The sequence below is a fragment of the Pseudomonas sp. Pseusp15 genome, from assembly GCF_059492165.1.
Map to the genome: position 1 here is coordinate 823,884 of NZ_CP168523.1, position 15,443 is coordinate 839,326.

The 15,443-nt window shown below is 60.1% G+C and carries 17 protein-coding genes and 1 pseudogene; 15 read left to right on the forward strand and 3 right to left on the reverse strand.

From position 1 onward, the window contains the following. Window positions 1–7: 7 nt before the first annotated feature. The 14 genes from cobO to ACEN8R_RS03970 all read left to right on the forward strand — a co-directional run bounded on the left by cobO (window position 8) and on the right by ACEN8R_RS03970 (window position 11,362). Window positions 8–619 (forward strand): cob(I)yrinic acid a,c-diamide adenosyltransferase, encoded by a 612-nt coding sequence (cobO, locus tag ACEN8R_RS03905; RefSeq protein WP_007936078.1) that lies wholly within the window; start codon window positions 8–10, stop codon window positions 617–619. Beyond that, complete coding sequence (locus ACEN8R_RS03910) at window positions 616–1,941, forward strand: cobyrinic acid a,c-diamide synthase CobB (protein ID WP_018925128.1); 1,326 nt, start codon at window positions 616–618, stop codon at window positions 1,939–1,941. The genes cobO and ACEN8R_RS03910 overlap by 4 nt, the downstream gene beginning before the upstream one ends. Further along, window positions 1,938–2,588, forward strand: a complete 651-nt coding sequence (gene bluB, locus ACEN8R_RS03915) for a 5,6-dimethylbenzimidazole synthase (protein WP_018925129.1) — start codon at window positions 1,938–1,940, stop codon at window positions 2,586–2,588. The genes ACEN8R_RS03910 and bluB overlap by 4 nt, the downstream gene beginning before the upstream one ends. Then, entirely contained in the window at window positions 2,585–3,493 is a 909-nt protein-coding gene (gene cbiB, locus ACEN8R_RS03920; RefSeq protein WP_018925130.1) for an adenosylcobinamide-phosphate synthase CbiB, read from the forward strand. The genes bluB and cbiB overlap by 4 nt, the downstream gene beginning before the upstream one ends. After that, window positions 3,486–4,478: a threonine-phosphate decarboxylase CobD gene (gene cobD, locus ACEN8R_RS03925; protein WP_018925131.1), complete on the forward strand. Its 993-nt coding sequence runs from the start codon at window positions 3,486–3,488 to the stop codon at window positions 4,476–4,478. Before cbiB ends, cobD begins: the two co-directional genes overlap by 8 nt. Beyond that, window positions 4,475–5,926 (forward strand): cobyric acid synthase, encoded by a 1,452-nt coding sequence (locus tag ACEN8R_RS03930; RefSeq protein ID WP_018925132.1) that lies wholly within the window; start codon window positions 4,475–4,477, stop codon window positions 5,924–5,926. Before cobD ends, ACEN8R_RS03930 begins: the two co-directional genes overlap by 4 nt. A 42-nt stretch (window positions 5,927–5,968) precedes the next feature. Beyond that, window positions 5,969–6,490, forward strand: coding sequence for a bifunctional adenosylcobinamide kinase/adenosylcobinamide-phosphate guanylyltransferase (gene cobU / locus ACEN8R_RS03935; RefSeq protein WP_495624580.1), 522 nt, complete (start codon window positions 5,969–5,971; stop codon window positions 6,488–6,490). Beyond that, window positions 6,487–7,542, forward strand: a complete 1,056-nt coding sequence (cobT, locus tag ACEN8R_RS03940) for a nicotinate-nucleotide--dimethylbenzimidazole phosphoribosyltransferase (protein ID WP_018925134.1) — start codon at window positions 6,487–6,489, stop codon at window positions 7,540–7,542. The genes cobU and cobT overlap by 4 nt, the downstream gene beginning before the upstream one ends. Next, window positions 7,539–8,114: an alpha-ribazole phosphatase family protein gene (cobC, locus tag ACEN8R_RS03945; protein WP_086945830.1), complete on the forward strand. Its 576-nt coding sequence runs from the start codon at window positions 7,539–7,541 to the stop codon at window positions 8,112–8,114. The genes cobT and cobC overlap by 4 nt, the downstream gene beginning before the upstream one ends. Before the next feature lie 2 nt (window positions 8,115–8,116). Further along, window positions 8,117–8,848, forward strand: coding sequence for an adenosylcobinamide-GDP ribazoletransferase (locus ACEN8R_RS03950; RefSeq protein WP_413696982.1), 732 nt, complete (start codon window positions 8,117–8,119; stop codon window positions 8,846–8,848). A 106-nt stretch (window positions 8,849–8,954) separates the two neighbouring features. Further along, the gene (locus ACEN8R_RS03955) at window positions 8,955–9,359 is read left to right on the forward strand and encodes a MarR family winged helix-turn-helix transcriptional regulator (protein WP_007898923.1); all 405 of its coding nucleotides are present in this window, start codon (window positions 8,955–8,957) and stop codon (window positions 9,357–9,359) included. Window positions 9,360–9,411: 52 nt separating this feature from the next. Continuing rightward, entirely contained in the window at window positions 9,412–10,620 is a 1,209-nt protein-coding gene (locus ACEN8R_RS03960; protein ID WP_018925138.1) for an MFS transporter, read from the forward strand. Further along, window positions 10,617–10,739 carry a hypothetical protein gene (locus ACEN8R_RS03965; RefSeq protein WP_007936107.1) on the forward strand — a complete coding sequence of 41 codons (123 nt, stop codon included), beginning with the start codon at window positions 10,617–10,619 and terminating at the stop codon, window positions 10,737–10,739. The genes ACEN8R_RS03960 and ACEN8R_RS03965 overlap by 4 nt, the downstream gene beginning before the upstream one ends. Before the next feature lie 71 nt (window positions 10,740–10,810). Continuing rightward, the gene (locus tag ACEN8R_RS03970; protein ID WP_018925139.1) at window positions 10,811–11,362 is read left to right on the forward strand and encodes a glutathione peroxidase; all 552 of its coding nucleotides are present in this window, start codon (window positions 10,811–10,813) and stop codon (window positions 11,360–11,362) included. A gap of 89 nt (window positions 11,363–11,451) precedes the next feature. Here ACEN8R_RS03970 and ACEN8R_RS03975 read toward each other — a convergent pair whose 3' ends face one another. The 3 genes and pseudogenes from ACEN8R_RS03975 to ACEN8R_RS03985 form a co-directional block, all read right to left on the reverse strand. Beyond that, the gene (locus ACEN8R_RS03975; RefSeq protein ID WP_018925140.1) at window positions 11,452–12,720 is read right to left on the reverse strand and encodes an OmpP1/FadL family transporter; all 1,269 of its coding nucleotides are present in this window, start codon (window positions 12,718–12,720) and stop codon (window positions 11,452–11,454) included. A 146-nt stretch (window positions 12,721–12,866) separates the two neighbouring features. Next, window positions 12,867–13,349 (reverse strand): hypothetical protein, encoded by a 483-nt coding sequence (locus tag ACEN8R_RS03980; protein WP_007936111.1) that lies wholly within the window; start codon window positions 13,347–13,349, stop codon window positions 12,867–12,869. Between the two features lie 407 nt (window positions 13,350–13,756). Beyond that, window positions 13,757–13,878: pseudogene (locus ACEN8R_RS03985) on the reverse strand (phosphatidylcholine/phosphatidylserine synthase); the annotation flags it as partial. 484 nt (window positions 13,879–14,362) lie between these two features. On the opposite strand from ACEN8R_RS03985, the gene ACEN8R_RS03990 reads away from it, so the two are divergent. Then, window positions 14,363–15,412 (forward strand): SGNH/GDSL hydrolase family protein, encoded by a 1,050-nt coding sequence (locus tag ACEN8R_RS03990; protein ID WP_018925142.1) that lies wholly within the window; start codon window positions 14,363–14,365, stop codon window positions 15,410–15,412. Window positions 15,413–15,443: the final 31 nt, after the last annotated feature.

A 15,443-nucleotide genomic window follows, 5' to 3' on the forward strand; every position in this document is an offset into this window, starting at 1 on the left:
CTCCCCCATGACTGATACCCCCGATCGTGACGAACGCCATCTGGCGCGCATGCTGCGCAAAAAAGCCGTGATCGACGAACGCATCGCCAATTCGCCGAATGAATGCGGCCTGCTGCTGGTGCTGAGCGGCAACGGTAAAGGCAAAAGCAGTTCGGCGTTCGGCATGCTTGCGCGCTCCATGGGCCACGGCATGCAATGCGGTGTGGTGCAGTTCATCAAGGGGCGCAGCAGCACCGGCGAGGAGCTGTTCTTCCGGCGTTTCCCGGAGCAGGTGCGTTTTCATGTGATGGGCGAGGGCTTCACCTGGGAAACCCAGGACCGCCAGCGTGACATCGCCGCCGCCGAAGCTGCGTGGGCGGTGTCCCGCGAACTGCTGAGCGATCCGTCGATTGGCCTGGTGGTACTCGATGAATTGAACATCGCCCTCAAGCACGGTTACCTCGATCTCGATCAGGTGCTCAGCGACTTGCAGGCCCGTCCGCCGATGCAGCATGTGGTGGTCACTGGCCGTGGCGCCAAACCGGAGATGATCGAACTGGCTGACACCGTCACCGAAATGGGCATGATCAAGCACGCCTTCCAGGCCGGGATCAAGGCGCAAAAAGGCGTCGAGTTGTGAATCAACCACGTCAATGCCCGGCGGTACTGATTGCCGCGCCGGCCTCCGGTCAGGGCAAGACCACCGTCACCGCCGCGCTCGCCCGCTTGCACCGCAATCAGGGGCGCAAGGTGCGTGTGTTTAAATGCGGCCCGGACTTTCTCGATCCGATGATTCTCGAGCGCGCCAGCGGTGCGCCGGTCTATCAGCTGGACATGTGGATGGTTGGCGAGCAGGAAAGTCGTCGCCTGTTGTGGGAAGCCGCTGGCGAAGCTGACCTGATTCTCATCGAAGGCGTCATGGGGTTGTTCGACGGTACGCCGTCCAGTGCCGACCTGGCGCGGCATTTCGGTGTGCCGGTGCTCGGCGTGATTGACGGCACCGCGATGGCGCAGACGTTTGGCGCACTGGCCCTGGGGCTTGCGCGCTATCAGCCGGATTTGCCGTTTGCCGGTGTGTTGGCCAACCGGGTTGGCACCCTGCGTCATGCGCAATTGCTCGAAGGCAGTCTGACAGAAGGCTTGCGCTGGTACGGCGCGCTGTCCCGGGAAACCGGCATCGAATTGCCGAGTCGGCACCTCGGCCTGGTACAGGCCAGCGAATTGAATGATCTCGATCTGCGCCTCGATGCAGCCGCCGCCTCGCTGGCCAGCAGTTGCGACGTGGCTTTACCGCCTGCCGTGGAATTCGCCGCGCCTGAAGTGATCGCCGCCGAACCATTGCTGGCCGGTGTGCGGATTGCCGTGGCCCGGGACGAAGCCTTTGCATTTACCTACGGCGCGAGCCTGGATCTGCTGCGGGCGATGGGCGCCGAGTTGTCTTTCTTCTCGCCGATCCGCGACCGCGAGTTGCCGGCGGCAGACAGCCTTTATCTGCCGGGCGGTTACCCTGAATTGCACCATGTGGCGTTGTCACAAAACACGCCAATGCTGACCGCCATCCGCGCGCATCACTCGGCGGGCAAACCGTTGCTGGCCGAGTGTGGCGGCATGTTGTACCTGTTGGACTCGTTGACCGATGTCGAGGGTACTCGCGCTGAACTGGTTGGCTTGCTGACCGGTGATGCGGTGATGCAGAAGCGTTTGGCGGCGTTGGCCTTGCAGGCGGTGGAATTGCCCGAAGGTTTGCTGCGCGGGCACACCTATCACCACTCGCTGACCAGCACCGAGCTTGAGCCGATTGCGCGTGGCCTGAGCCCCAATGGCGGGCGAGGGGCGGAGGCGGTTTATCGTGAGGGGCGGATGACGGCCTCTTATGTGCACTTTTATTTTCCGTCCAATCCGGCGGCGATTGCTGCGTTGTTGGCGCCCGATCGTGAAGCCGTCATCGCGAGCAGGCCATGACAGAAAACGCCTTTTCCGAAGCCGAACGCGATGCGGTCTACCGAGCCATCGGCGAACGCCGTGACATGCGCCACTTCAGCGGCGGCACGGTCGAGCCCGAGTTACTGAGGCGCCTGCTCGAAGCCGCGCACCAGGCGCCGAGCGTCGGCCTGATGCAGCCCTGGCGGTTCATCCGCATCAGCGACCGGGCGCTGCGCGGACAGATCCAGCAACTGGTGGAGGAAGAGCGCGTCCGCACCGCCGAAGCCCTCGGCGAGCGCTCCGACGAATTCATGAAGCTCAAGGTCGAAGGCATCCAAGACTGCGCCGAAGTGCTGGTCGCTGCGCTGATGGACGATCGCGAACGGCATATCTTCGGCCGTCGTACGTTGCCGGAAATGGACATGGCCTCGCTGTCCTGTGCCATCCAGAACCTTTGGCTGGCATCCCGCGCCGAAGGCCTGGGCATGGGCTGGGTGTCGCTGTTCGAACCGCAAGCCTTGGCGAACCTGTTGGGTTTACCGGTCGGGGCCAAGCCTTTGGCCGTTCTTTGCCTGGGGCCGGTCAAGGAATTCTATCCAGCGCCGATGCTGGTACTCGAAGGCTGGGCGCAAGCGCGTCCGCTCAACGAGTTGCTGTATGAAAATTATTGGGGAGTGAGTCAATGAGTGTGGCGTTGTTGAGTGTCGCCGCGGTCGCGCTGGATGCGCTGCTGGGTGAACCCAAACGCTGGCATCCGCTGGTGGCGTTCGGTCGTTTTGCCGATCGCATCGAACAACGTTTCAACTCCGCTGGCCGCGGCTGGCGCAGTCACGGGGTGACGGCCTGGGTGATGGCGGTCGTGCCGCTGACCTTGCTGGTCACCGCGCTGTCCTGGGCACCTTATGTTGGCTGGATCGTCGAGATTCTCGCGCTCTATTGCGCGCTTGGCATGCGCAGCCTCGGCGAGCATGTCGAGCCGGTGGCTAAGGCCCTGCGCAGCGATGATCTGGTTGAGGCGCGCACACGTGTCGGTTATCTGGTCAGCCGCCAGACCAGCGAACTGGACAAAACCGAAGTCGCCCGCGCCGCCACCGAATCGGTGTTGGAGAACGGCAGCGATGCAGTGTTCGCCGCGCTGTTCTGGTTTGCCGTGGCGGGTGCGCCCGGTGTGGTGCTCTATCGTCTGAGCAACACCCTGGATGCGATGTGGGGTTATCGCAACGAACGCTTCGAGCGTTTCGGCTGGGCTGCCGCAAAGATCGACGATGTCCTCAACTACATTCCTGCACGCCTGGTGGCGTTGACCTACGCACTGTTGGGCAAAACCCGACTGGCGCTGAAATGCTGGCGCACCCAGGGGCCGACCTGGGACAGCCCGAATGCCGGGCCGGTGATGGCGGCTGGTGCTGGTGCGTTGGGTGTCGAGTTGGGCGGGGCGGCGATTTATCACGGCGAACTGCATCAGCGTCCGCAGTTGGGCGAAGGCGTGCCGGCGGATGCCGATTCCATCGACCGTGGCTGGCAATTGGTCCAGCGCGGGGTATGGTTATGGCTGCTGATTCTCTGCGTGGGGGCTGAATTCTATGCTTGAACACGGTGGCCGGTTGCGCAAGGCAGCACTTGAATACGGTATCGCCGAAGCCGATTGGCTCGACCTGTCCAGTGGTCTTGCGCCCTGGCCATTCCCGGTTCCGGATATCCCGCTGCGGGCCTGGGCACGTTTGCCGGAAACCGATGACGGTCTGGAGCAAGCCGCCTGCGACTATTACGGTGCGGCCCAGGTGTTGCCCGTGGCCGGTTCGCAAATGGCGATTCAGTTGCTGCCGCGTTTGCGCAGGGCCGGCAAGGTCGGTGTGCTGTCGCCGTGTTACGCCGAGCACGCCGAAGCCTGGCGTCGCAACGGTTATGTCGTGCGTGAAGTCCTGGAGTCGGAAGTCGATTTCTTTCTCGACAACCTGGACGTGCTGGTGGTGGTCAATCCGAACAATCCCACGGGTCTGAGCCTGACCCCGGCCCGCCTGCTGGATTGGCATGCGCGGCTGGCCCAGCGCGGTGGCTGGTTGGTGGTGGACGAGGCGTTCATGGACAACACACCGCATTTGAGTCTGGCGCCGTTCACCAACCAGATCGGCTTGATCGTGCTGCGTTCCTTCGGCAAGTTTTTCGGCCTGGCCGGTGTGCGGCTAGGGTTTGTGCTGGCCGAGCGCAAGTTGCTCAAACTGTTGGCCGAGCAGGTCGGGCCTTGGGCGGTCAGTGGGCCGACCCGCGTCCTGGGCCAGGCGTGCCTGACGGATACGGACGGGCACACCCGACAGCGCATTCGCACTGACGAAGCTGGCGAGCGTCTGGCGTTGCTGCTTGAGCGGTATGGTTTCAAACCTCAGGGCGGTTGCGCGTTGTTCCAGTGGCTGATCACCGAGCGCGCCCAAGCGCTGCATGAATTCATGGCCCGGCGTGGCATTCTGCTGCGGTTGTTCACCCACAACAGCAGCCTGCGTTTTGGTTTACCTGCGGATGAAGCGGACTGGTCGCGCCTCGAACAAGCCCTGCAAATCCATGCCAAGGAAAACCCATGACAACGTTGATGGTGCAAGGCACCACATCCGATGCCGGTAAAAGCACACTGGTGACGGCACTGTGTCGCTGGGTCACGCGCCAAGGCGTGAGCGTGGTGCCGTTCAAGCCGCAGAACATGGCCCTCAACAGTGCGGTGACCGCCGACGGTGGCGAGATAGGTCGCGCTCAGGCGGTGCAGGCCCAGGCTTCAAACCTTGAACCGCACACCGACATGAACCCGGTGCTGCTTAAACCCAACAGTGATACCGGCGCCCAAGTGATCATCCATGGCCGCGCCGTCACCACCATGAATGCGGTCGCCTATCACGACTACAAAGCCATCGCCATGCAGGCGGTGCTGGCCTCCCATGAACGGCTGAGCGCGGCGTATCCGCTGGTGATGGTTGAAGGGGCGGGCTCGCCGGCCGAGATCAACCTGCGCGCCGGCGACATCGCCAACATGGGGTTTGCCGAGGCGGTGGACTGCCCGGTGGTGCTGATTGCCGACATCAATCGCGGCGGAGTTTTCGCGCATTTGGTCGGTACGCTGGAGCTGCTGTCGCCGAGCGAACAGGCGCGGGTCAAAGGCTTCATCATCAACCGTTTTCGCGGCGATATCGCCTTGCTGCAACCGGGGCTGGACTGGCTGGAAGCGCGCACCGGCAAACCAGTGATCGGCGTGTTGCCTTATGTGATGGACCTGCATCTTGAGGCCGAGGACGGCCTCGATCAGCGTCAGACCGACAAGGCCGATCAAGTACTCAACGTGGTGGTGCCGGTACTGCCGCGCATCAGCAACCACACCGATTTCGATCCACTGCGCCTGCATCCGCAAGTGGACCTGCAATTCATCGGCCCTGGCCAGGCGATTCCACCGGCCGACCTGATGATTCTCCCGGGTTCGAAAAGCGTACGCAGCGACCTCGCGTACCTGCGGAGCAACGGCTGGGACTCGGCGATCGCGCGGCACTTGCGCTACGGCGGCAAAGTGCTGGGAATCTGCGGCGGCCTGCAAATGCTCGGTGAGCAGGTGCATGACCCGCTGGGCCTCGAAGGCGCGCCGGGTTCCAGTGCCGGTTTGGGTTTGCTGGCGTTCGAAACGCAGCTCGAAGAAGAGAAGCAGTTACGCAACGTACGTGGGCGTCTGGCGCTGGAAGATGCGCAGGTCAGCGGCTATGAAATTCATGCCGGCGTGACCACCGGGCCGGCGCTGGAAAACGCCGCCGTGCAGCTGGACGATGGTCGCAGCGATGGTGCGCAAAGTGCCGATGGGCAGATTTTCGGTACGTACCTGCATGGCCTGTTCGAATCACCGGCGGCGTGCAGTGCACTGTTGCGTTGGGCTGGTTTGCAGGAGGTGCAGGAGGTGGATTACCACGGGTTGCGCGAGCGCGATATCGAGCGGTTGGCGGATCTGGTGGAGAAGCATCTGGATACCTCGCTGTTGCGTGAACTCTGCGGGTTTTGAGGTGGCTGCACTGGCCTCATCGAAGATTTTAAGGAATGAACCATGCTGCAACTGATCCTCGGCGGCGCCCGCTCCGGCAAAAGTCGTCTGGCTGAAAAGCTGGCGACTGACAGTCAGCTCCACGTCACTTACATCGCCACCAGCCAACCCCTGGACGGTGAAATGAACGAGCGGGTGGCCCATCACCGTGCTCGTCGTCCGGCCGAATGGGCGTTGATCGAGGAACCGCTGGAGCTGGCCCGCGTACTGCGCGAAAGCGCCGGCGTCGACCGTTGCCTGCTGGTGGATTGCCTGACGCTGTGGCTGACCAATCTGCTGATGCTCGACGACGCCGAGTGCCTGTCGGCCGAGCGCGAGGCCCTGCTGGACTGCCTGGCATCGTTGCCGGGTGAAATCATTTTTGTCAGCAACGAGACCGGAATGGGTGTCGTGCCGCTGGGCGAATTGACTCGCCGCTATGTCGATGAAGCCGGTTGGCTGCATCAAGCCTTGGCCGAGCGCTGCCAACGTGTCGTCCTGACCGTCGCCGGCCTGCCCCTGACTTTGAAAGGAACTGCATTATGACTCACACCTGGTGGCTGAACCCGTGCAAGCCAATCGATGCACAAGTGGTCGAACAGGCGCAGGCGCGTCAACAGCAACTGACCAAGCCTGCCGGTTCCCTCGGCCAGCTCGAAGCGGTGGCGGTGCAACTGGCCGGGTTGCAGGGGCAGGTCAAGCCGACCCTCGATCAGCTGTGGATCGCGATTTTTGCCGGTGACCATGGCGTGGTCGCCGAAGGGGTGTCGGCGTTTCCGCAGGAAGTCACCGGACAGATGCTGCACAACTTCGTCAGCGGCGGCGCGGCGATCAGTGTGTTGGCGCGGCAGTTGGGCGCGTCCCTTGAAGTAGTCGACCTCGGCACCGTTACGCCGTCATTGAATCTGCCGGGTGTGCGTCACCTGAACGTCGGCCCGGGCACGGCGAATTTCGTCCAGGGCCCGGCGATGACTCAGGCCCAGGGCGAACTCGCCTTGCAGGCTGGTCGCGACAGTGTGCAGCGCGCCATCGCGGCAGGCGCGCAGTTGTTCATCGGCGGCGAAATGGGCATCGGCAATACCACGGCGGCCAGCGCCTTGGCCTGTGCTTTGCTCGATTGCCCGGTGGTGCACCTGGCCGGACCGGGCACTGGCCTGAACGCGGCGGGTGTCAGCCATAAAGCCCAGGTCATCGAGCGCGCCTTGGCGTTGCATGGTGCTCAGCGTGGCGATGCGCTGCAAACCTTGTTCAACCTCGGCGGTTTCGAAATCGCTGCGCTGGTTGGCGCGTACCTGGCTTGTGCTCAGGAAGGTGTCGCGGTGTTGGTCGACGGGTTTATTTGCAGCGTCGCCGCGCTGGTGGCGGTGCGTCTGAATCCGGCTTGTCGTGAGTGGTTGCTGTTCGGTCATCGTGGTGCCGAGCCAGGTCATCGCCATGTGCTGGAAACCCTGAACGCCGAACCGTTGCTGGACCTCGGTCTGCGGTTGGGCGAGGGCAGTGGTGCGGCGTTGGCCGTGCCATTGCTGCGCCTGGCCTGCGACCTGCACGGACAGATGGCAACATTCGCCGAAGCCGCAGTGGCGGATCGCCCGGCATGACCTTGCGCCTGGACCTGTTGCGTCATGGCGAAACCGAACTCGGTGGCGGCCTGCGCGGCAGCCTCGATGACGCGCTGACCGGCAAGGGCTGGGAGCAGATGCGCGCTGCGGTGGTTGAGCAGGGCCCTTGGGATCGCTTGGTCAGCTCGCCGTTGCAGCGTTGTGCACGCTTTGCTGAAGAGCTTGGGACGCAACTGGGGTTGCCGGTGCAGCTGGAAAAGGATCTGCAAGAGCTGCACTTCGGCGCTTGGGAAGGGCAGAGCGCCGCGGCGCTGATGGAAACCAGTGCCGAGGCATTGGGCTTGTTCTGGGCCGATCCCTATTCGTTTACGCCGCCTGATGGTGAGCCGGTTGCCGACTTTTCGACGCGGGTGTTGGCGGCCATTGAGCGGTTGCACGCGGCCTATGCGGGTGAGCGGGTTCTGCTGATCAGCCATGGCGGCGTCATGCGATTGTTACTGGCGCAAGCGCGCGGATTGCCGCGTGAGCAGCTGCTCAACGTTGAGGTTGGCCATGGCGCGTTGTTCTCGTTGACGGTTGAATCCGGCGCCTTGTTAAGGGAAGCGATCTGATCATGTTGCCGTTCTGGATCGCCCTGCAATTTCTCAGCAGCCTGCCGATTCGCCTGCCGGGCATGCCAACGCCCGAGGAATTGGGCCGGTCGCTGCTGTTTTATCCGCTGGTCGGCGTGCTGTTCGGCGCCATTCTGTGGGCGCTGAACGGGCTGTTGCAGGGCGCGCCATTGTTGCTTCACGCGGCGTTGCTGCTGACCGTGTGGGTGTTGCTCAGTGGCGCGTTGCACCTGGATGGCCTGGCCGATAGCGCCGATGCGTGGCTCGGCGGTTATGGCGACCGTGAGCGCACTCTCACGATCATGAAAGACCCGCGTAGCGGGCCGATCGCGGTGGTAACGCTGGTGCTGGTGCTGCTGCTCAAATTCGCCGCGTTGCTGGCGTTGATTGAGCAGCAGCACAGCGTGGTGTTGATCATTGTTCCACTGATTGCTCGCAGCGCGCTGTTGGGGTTATTCCTGACCACACCTTACGTGCGTCGCGGTGGATTGGGGCAGGCGCTGGCCGATCATCTGCCGCGTTTGGCCGGGAAACAGGTGTTGGTGATCAGTGCGGTGGCCTGTGTGTTGATCGCGGGCCTCAGCGGTGTGTGGGCGCTTGCGCTGGCAGCTGTGGTGTTTGTCTGGTTGCGGCAAGTCATGATGCGACGATTGGGCGGGACGACTGGCGACACTGCCGGGGCGTTGCTGGAATTGCTGGAAGTGGCGCTGCTGGTGGGGTTGGCGCTGCTGTGAATTCCTGTGGGGGAGCGGGCAAGTCGGATCGCGGCGCTGCTCGTTCTTACAGGTAAAATGTGTCGAAATATTTGCTTTCATTTAACCGCGGGTATATACACGCACCATGCTTCCTTCTCAATGTTTGTGCACTAACCTGCGTCGCGCCGCTCGTGGCGTCAGCAGGCATTACGACGGCGCGCTCGACGGCTTCGGGATCAACGTTGCCCAGTATTCTCTGCTGTGCAACCTGCAGCGTCTGGATCAGCCGAGCATCTCGACACTGGCCGAGGCCATGGGCCTGGATCGCAGCACCCTGGGGCGCAATCTACGGGTGCTGGAAGGTGAAGGTCTGGTGACGCTGGTCGAGGGCGAAGACATGCGCAATCGCATCGTCCTGCTCACCGAGACAGGGCGCGAACGTCTGGCAGCGGCCTTGCCGGCCTGGGAAGCGGCGCAACAGCGGTTGATCGACCGTCTGGGTGCCGAGAAGCGTGAAACCTTGCTGAAACTGCTGGACGAACTGGCTTGAGGCCAGTTTTTTCGATCTTAAGCGGGTATATACCCGCTACCGGAGAACAACAATGACATCGATGTGGCGTACGTGCGGTTGGGTGCTGTTGGGCAGTGCGCTGATTCTGGCGTTGTCCCTGGGGGTGCGACACGGCTTCGGGTTGTTTCTGGCACCGATGAGTGCCGAATTCGGCTGGGGCCGCGAAGTGTTTGCCTTCGCCATTGCCCTGCAGAACCTGATCTGGGGCCTGGCGCAGCCATTCACCGGCGCATTGGCCGACCGCTTTGGCGCCGCAAAGGTGGTGTTGATCGGTGGTGTTCTGTACGCCCTGGGCCTGATGTTCATGGGGTTGTCCGATTCGGCGGTGACCTTGTCCTTGAGCGCCGGGTTGTTGATCGGTATCGGTCTGTCCGGCACCTCGTTCTCGGTGATCCTTGGCGTGGTCGGCCGTGCCGTACCACCGGAAAAACGCAGTATGGGCATGGGGATCGCCAGTGCTGCCGGTTCCTTCGGTCAATTCGCCATGTTGCCCGGCACGCTGGGGCTGATCGGCTGGCTGGGCTGGTCTGCGGCATTGCTGGTGCTGGGCCTGCTGGTGGCGCTGATCGTGCCGCTGGTGAGCATGCTTAAAGACAAGCCGTTGCCGGTGCTCGGGCATGAGCAAACCCTCTCTGAAGCGCTACACGAAGCCTGCTCCCATTCAGGGTTTTGGTTGTTGGCGTTCGGCTTTTTTGTCTGCGGTTTTCAAGTGGTGTTCATCGGTGTGCACTTGCCGGCGTATCTAGTGGATCAACACCTGCCAGCCTCCGTCGGCACCACGGTGCTGGCGCTGATCGGGCTGTTCAATATCTTCGGTACCTATACCGCAGGCTGGCTCGGCGGACGGATGTCCAAACCACGCTTGCTCACCGGTCTGTATCTGTTGCGGGCGGTGGTGATTGCACTGTTCCTCTGGGCACCCGTCACTCAGATCACGGCCTATTTGTTCGGCATGGCCATGGGTTTCCTCTGGCTGTCGACGGTGCCCTTGACCAACGGCACGGTGGCAACCTTGTTTGGTGTCCGAAATCTGTCCATGCTCGGCGGGATTGTTTTCCTGTTCCACCAGCTGGGCTCGTTCCTCGGCGGCTGGTTGGGCGGGGTGGTGTATGACCGAACCGGGAGCTACGACTTGATCTGGCAGGTGGCGATTCTCTTGAGTCTGATGGCCGCAGCCCTGAACTGGCCAGTGCGCGAGCAGCCGGTGGCGCGCCTGCAAACTCAAGTGAGTGCCGCATGAACAGTCTTTGGCCGCGGATGGCAGCCATCGCCGTCGGCGTATTGCTGCTGGCCCTGGTTTGGTGGGGCTGGCATCAGGGTGGGCTGGCATTGATGCAGCTGGGCATGGGTGCTTGCTAGCGAGCTGCTTGCTAGCGAGCGGCGAAGGCGAGTAGTTTCGCGTTCTGACGATTGCTCAAGGATGCCCCGACATGCCGATGCGCTGGCTTGCAGTTCCTGCGTTGCTGATGTTTTTTTCCGGGCTGGCTCAGGCAGCAGAATGCCCGGAGCTGTTGCAAGGCTCATTGCCGAAGCTGCGCGCCAAGGAATCCATCGATTTGTGCCAGCGCTTCGCCGGCAAACCGTTGGTGGTGGTCAATACCGCAAGCTTCTGTGGCTTCGCCCCGCAGTTCAAAGGTCTTGAGGCGCTGTATCAGCGCTACAAGGATCAAGGGCTTGAGGTGGTCGGTGTTCCATCCAATGACTTCAGGCAAGAGTCCAAGGATGGCGCAGAGACTGCCAAGGTCTGTTACGTGAATTACGGCGTGACCTTCACCATGACCGAACCGCAGAAAGTCCGCGGCGATGACGCCACGCATTTGTTCAAGGTCCTTGCCGAGCAAAGCAGTTCGCCGAAGTGGAATTTCTACAAATACGTGGTCGATCGCCAAGGCAACGTGATCGCCAATTTCTCCAGCCTGACCAAGCCCGACAATCCCGAGTTCATCGAGGCGGTGGAGAAAGCCCTGGCCTCGAAGCCCTGATCGACGCGCACTAAAAAGCCCCGCCTCTGTACAAGAGTGCGGGGCTTTTTCAATTCAGGCGGCGAGGGGTTCAGGTTCGCCGTGAATGATCAGAAACGGTAGGTCGCGCCTACACCGAAACCGTTTGCCCAGTTTTCATACTTGGCGTTGTAGCTCTGGCGGCCGTTGCTGTTGTTGACCTTGACCGACTCTTCGCGCAGGTACGAGTACGCTACGTCGATGGTCAGGTCGTCGGTCGGACTCCAGCCCGCGCCCAGGCTGAAAATCTTGCGATCGCCAGTCGGAATGCGCGGGGAGCGGTTTTCGTTGTTGGTTGGTGCCTGGTCGACGGACAGACCGGTACGCAGAACCCATTGTTTGTTCAACTGGTACGAAGCACCGATGGCGTGAGCCCAGGTGTCATGCCAGTTCTGTTCTTCGGTGATGGTACCAAACCGGCTGTTCAGGGCTGCAGGGACGCCGCTGTTTTCGACGCTGATTTCTTTCAGGCGGCTCCAGCGAGTCCAGGTGCTGCCCGCGTAGAGGGTCCACTTGTCATCCAGTTGATGAGTGAGCGAGATATCAACCGATTCAGGAGTCGTTATGTCCAGGGATGCATCGTACTTCTGGTTAGGGTTCTGACCCAGAGCCCCGAGGAGACTGTAGTTGACCTTGGTGTCACCTTCGAGCTTGTACTTCACTTTCGAGTGGTAGGTCAGGCCAACGCGAGTGCTGTCGGTCGCTTGTACCAAGATGCCGATGTTATACCCCAGCGCGGTGTCGTCACCTTTGATCTTGACGTTACCGTCCGCTGCGCGCGGGTTTAGCGACAGGTTCGATTCCAGGGTGCCGTCAATGCGGTTGATGGTCGGACCGAAACCGATCGACACCTTGTCGTTGAAGGCGTAGCTGATGGTTGGCTGGAGAGTCACGATTTTGACTTCGCTTTTACTGCCGAAGTAACGGCCGGCGAAGCCGTTCTCGTAGTCGGTCACCAGACCGAATGGAGCATAGACGCCGAAACCGACTGCCCACTGGTCATCGAGTGGCTTTACGTAGTAGCCCATGGGCACGCCCATGAAAGGGACCATGTCACCTTTGTTGGTACCACCATTCGGGCGGGAGCTGGCATCACTGATGTCAGCGTGCGCGTCGATAAATGCAACACCACCGGTCACTTGTTCGCGCTTGAGGCGAGACATGCCGGCAGGGTTACCAAAAACAGTGGATGCGTCGTCGGCAGAAGAAGATCGCCCGGCAAAACCTGTCCCCATCCCGCTGATGCTTTGTTCGTTGAGGGCAAAGCCACTGGCGAAGATCTGGGTGGATGCCAAGGCAACGGCGAGGCTAAGGGTGGTTTTGAGCATTACTTTTTTCATTATTAGAACTCCTGGTGATCACCGGAGCGAAAATTACCAACATTTTCGTCCGGGCGCCATAGCCTGTATTGCTTGATTTAGAGCGGTTTTGTAGGACAATCCGACCAAAATCGCGACCTGTTGGGCGATCTTCTGAAATGGGTGAATCAGCAGGCGACCTGATTCAACGATGAAACACAGGTTTGCCAGGCGTAGGTGAAGTCTCGCAAACGACCTTGGGGCTGGAAGGTCTGGCGCCAGATTCGGGCCATTCCCAGCAAGTCATCGGAGGCGGGGAGGGGAGTGTTCTGTTCTTCTACCAGCAGCCAGGCGATGGCTGTGGCATAACGCAGGTTGACGGTCAATTCCAGGTGCGGCCCGCTGAGAAAAGCATGCTGGCTGGCCAGGCCGCGAACCAGGCTCGCCCGCTCCGGGTCCAGGGCCAGGTAGTGATCCCAGAGGGCCTGGTGGCGGGGCTCGGCGATCCGGTACAAGCCGTGTCCACGGCGGTCATGCAGGGCTGAACCAAGGGCTGACTGACTGGCGGCGATGCCCAGCAGCAGGGATTCGGCAGTCGCGCTATGGCGCCCGAGGTAGATCAATGTCGGACGGATCACATAACGGCACAGTTCGCTGGCAGCGATACCCATAAAGCCCTCGAAACATCAAGTGGTCGGCGATACCTGAAGAGGCCTTGGCAGCTGTGGATCGAATCAGGCTCGCCGTAAGCGGATCAAGCCGCTTGAGTTGAAGTGTAGTGTCATTATTTTGCTGTAAAGGACTGTTTTTAAAATATTTCCGGCTTCGAGTTATAACCGTTATATCGGTTGGTGCTTAGGCAATGGCGGCTAAAAGAGAAATATCGGGCGATAAAAACCCCGCTTTTCAGGGTGATGCTGTTCACCTAAGCGGAGCCGCCTTACCGTCCTTGGCCTGGAAGGCCTTGGACGGTGCAGACGCGACTCACTCTATGGGGGGGGTGGAGGAAGGTGCTCAGGAGCCGCGTACGCGACGGCGACGGGTCGATGATGTAAAGGCACAGTGCAACCACGTTCTACGTGGCGGCGAAGCCCTGGAAGGAGTTGTCCTTGCTCTTCATGTTGACATTGCAAAAGCAAACAGCGACGACACCAGAATCAGCGACACGGTCAGCAGCAGGGTGTCGTCAGGTAACTTGATCGGGCATTCATAGGGTTTGTTGATTTACGCGCCTTTTCATGAATATTTTTTTTCTTGGATAAAATGCAGGTGCTTCATTTGACATTTGGGATCCAATGTCTAGAATCGATCGCATGAGCCCCTCGGATGGGCCAAAAAGAATAAAAGTAAGAAGGAAGATACAATGCATGGAAGCTATCCGTATCAGCGTATTGCAGTCTGCAATACCTTCAAATTGCACCTCGCAAAAATCATCACTGAATTTCCCGCCTCGTCGCATTGTGCTGTGAATTATTTTGCTCGCGCACGGTTTTAATTAATTTCGACCTTCATGCATCTAACAGTTTGGATTGTTGATATCTCAAACTTATGGTGCCTGGCTTGCTGTGGGCCGTTATTGGCAGGTTCGCACTTTCGATATTGAATAATCGAAATAGACGTTCGTCCCAAAAAAAGTTGGCTGATCAAATGGAATTCCGATTCTCGCTAAAGGAGTGGCTTGGCCATGTTTAAAAGACGCAAGCGCATTGCGCTGGATGATCCCAGTCTGGAACGTGTGAAGTTAACACCCCAGATGCTCACCTACGATCAATTCGCCAGTCGCAGTCGTTCCCAGTACTTGCCTTATGTGATGGGTTTCAATGCCGCCGATTACCGTTCGGAAGCGATCAATACCGATCGGCTCGGATTTCGCCTGGCCTATGATGCGCAAGGTCGGCCGGTCAGTGTCGGCACCCTCGAGGCCAGCACGCTATCAGAGGTGAATTTACTGGTCGGGGCCTCGTCAGCCTTGGGTTACGGGGCTTCCAGTGATGCCGCCTCGGTAGCGAGCCGCCTGTCCACGCATGATCCTGATGCTACGCCATGGCTGAATTTCGCGGGGCATACCTTTAATGCGACCCAGGAATTGATGCTGTTCGTGCTGCATGCTCATCGACTGCCCAAAGTGCGACGCATCGTGATCATGGGCGGCTTCAATACTCTGGTCATGGCGCGTCTTCCTGAGTTCATTCGAGGTGATCTGCCACCGTTCTACTTCTGCGGTGACTATTACGAAAAGTTTGATGAAATTGCTGAGGAAAATGGTGCAGAACTGCCGCCTGGAAAACTTCCAAAATGGCCGGCCGAAACGACTGAGGTTCCGCCTGTTTCGCAAACTCTGGTACGCGCTCTGCAAGACACCATGAATTGTCTGACTACCTGGAAACGCCTCGCGGATTCTTTGGGTGCAGAACTTACGTTTGTTCTCCAGCCCTTGGCGACTTGGGTAAGAACGCCGTGTGCCGAAGAACAGAAGCTGTTTAATGAGCTTGATCAGATTTCCCGGTTTGGTACCTGGCAGCATTTATATGGCGATATATCCGCCCCCACGGTCGCGGAATATTACGCCGATAGTCTGGCCAACAGTTGTCATGACTTGGGTATTCGATTTGCCAGTTTGATCGATGATTTTAGAGAGCGTCCGGATGATGAATGGTTATACGTTGATCGCGCGCACTTTACCGACCTTGGCAGTGATGTCGTAGCACGCGCCATTCATCGATACCTGCAATGAAAGTTTAGGAGGCTCTATGTTAAAGCGAATT

Coding starts and splice junctions, on each gene's coding strand:
- bluB (WP_018925129.1), top strand. CDS start 1,938: ATGACAGAAAACGCCTTTTCCGAAGCCGAACGCGATGCGGTCTACCGA.
- ACEN8R_RS03930 (WP_018925132.1), top strand. CDS start 4,475: ATGACAACGTTGATGGTGCAAGGCACCACATCCGATGCCGGTAAAAGC.
- cbiB (WP_018925130.1), top strand. CDS start 2,585: ATGAGTGTGGCGTTGTTGAGTGTCGCCGCGGTCGCGCTGGATGCGCTG.
- ACEN8R_RS03980 (WP_007936111.1), bottom strand. CDS start 13,349: ATGGGTATCGCTGCCAGCGAACTGTGCCGTTATGTGATCCGTCCGACA.
- ACEN8R_RS03955 (WP_007898923.1), top strand. CDS start 8,955: ATGCTTCCTTCTCAATGTTTGTGCACTAACCTGCGTCGCGCCGCTCGT.
- ACEN8R_RS03960 (WP_018925138.1), top strand. CDS start 9,412: ATGACATCGATGTGGCGTACGTGCGGTTGGGTGCTGTTGGGCAGTGCG.
- ACEN8R_RS03965 (WP_007936107.1), top strand. CDS start 10,617: ATGAACAGTCTTTGGCCGCGGATGGCAGCCATCGCCGTCGGCGTATTG.
- ACEN8R_RS03990 (WP_018925142.1), top strand. CDS start 14,363: ATGTTTAAAAGACGCAAGCGCATTGCGCTGGATGATCCCAGTCTGGAA.
- cobD (WP_018925131.1), top strand. CDS start 3,486: ATGCTTGAACACGGTGGCCGGTTGCGCAAGGCAGCACTTGAATACGGT.
- ACEN8R_RS03975 (WP_018925140.1), bottom strand. CDS start 12,720: ATGAAAAAAGTAATGCTCAAAACCACCCTTAGCCTCGCCGTTGCCTTG.
- cobU (WP_495624580.1), top strand. CDS start 5,969: ATGCTGCAACTGATCCTCGGCGGCGCCCGCTCCGGCAAAAGTCGTCTG.
- ACEN8R_RS03950 (WP_413696982.1), top strand. CDS start 8,117: ATGTTGCCGTTCTGGATCGCCCTGCAATTTCTCAGCAGCCTGCCGATT.
- cobT (WP_018925134.1), top strand. CDS start 6,487: ATGACTCACACCTGGTGGCTGAACCCGTGCAAGCCAATCGATGCACAA.
- ACEN8R_RS03970 (WP_018925139.1), top strand. CDS start 10,811: ATGCCGATGCGCTGGCTTGCAGTTCCTGCGTTGCTGATGTTTTTTTCC.
- cobC (WP_086945830.1), top strand. CDS start 7,539: ATGACCTTGCGCCTGGACCTGTTGCGTCATGGCGAAACCGAACTCGGT.
- cobO (WP_007936078.1), top strand. CDS start 8: ATGACTGATACCCCCGATCGTGACGAACGCCATCTGGCGCGCATGCTG.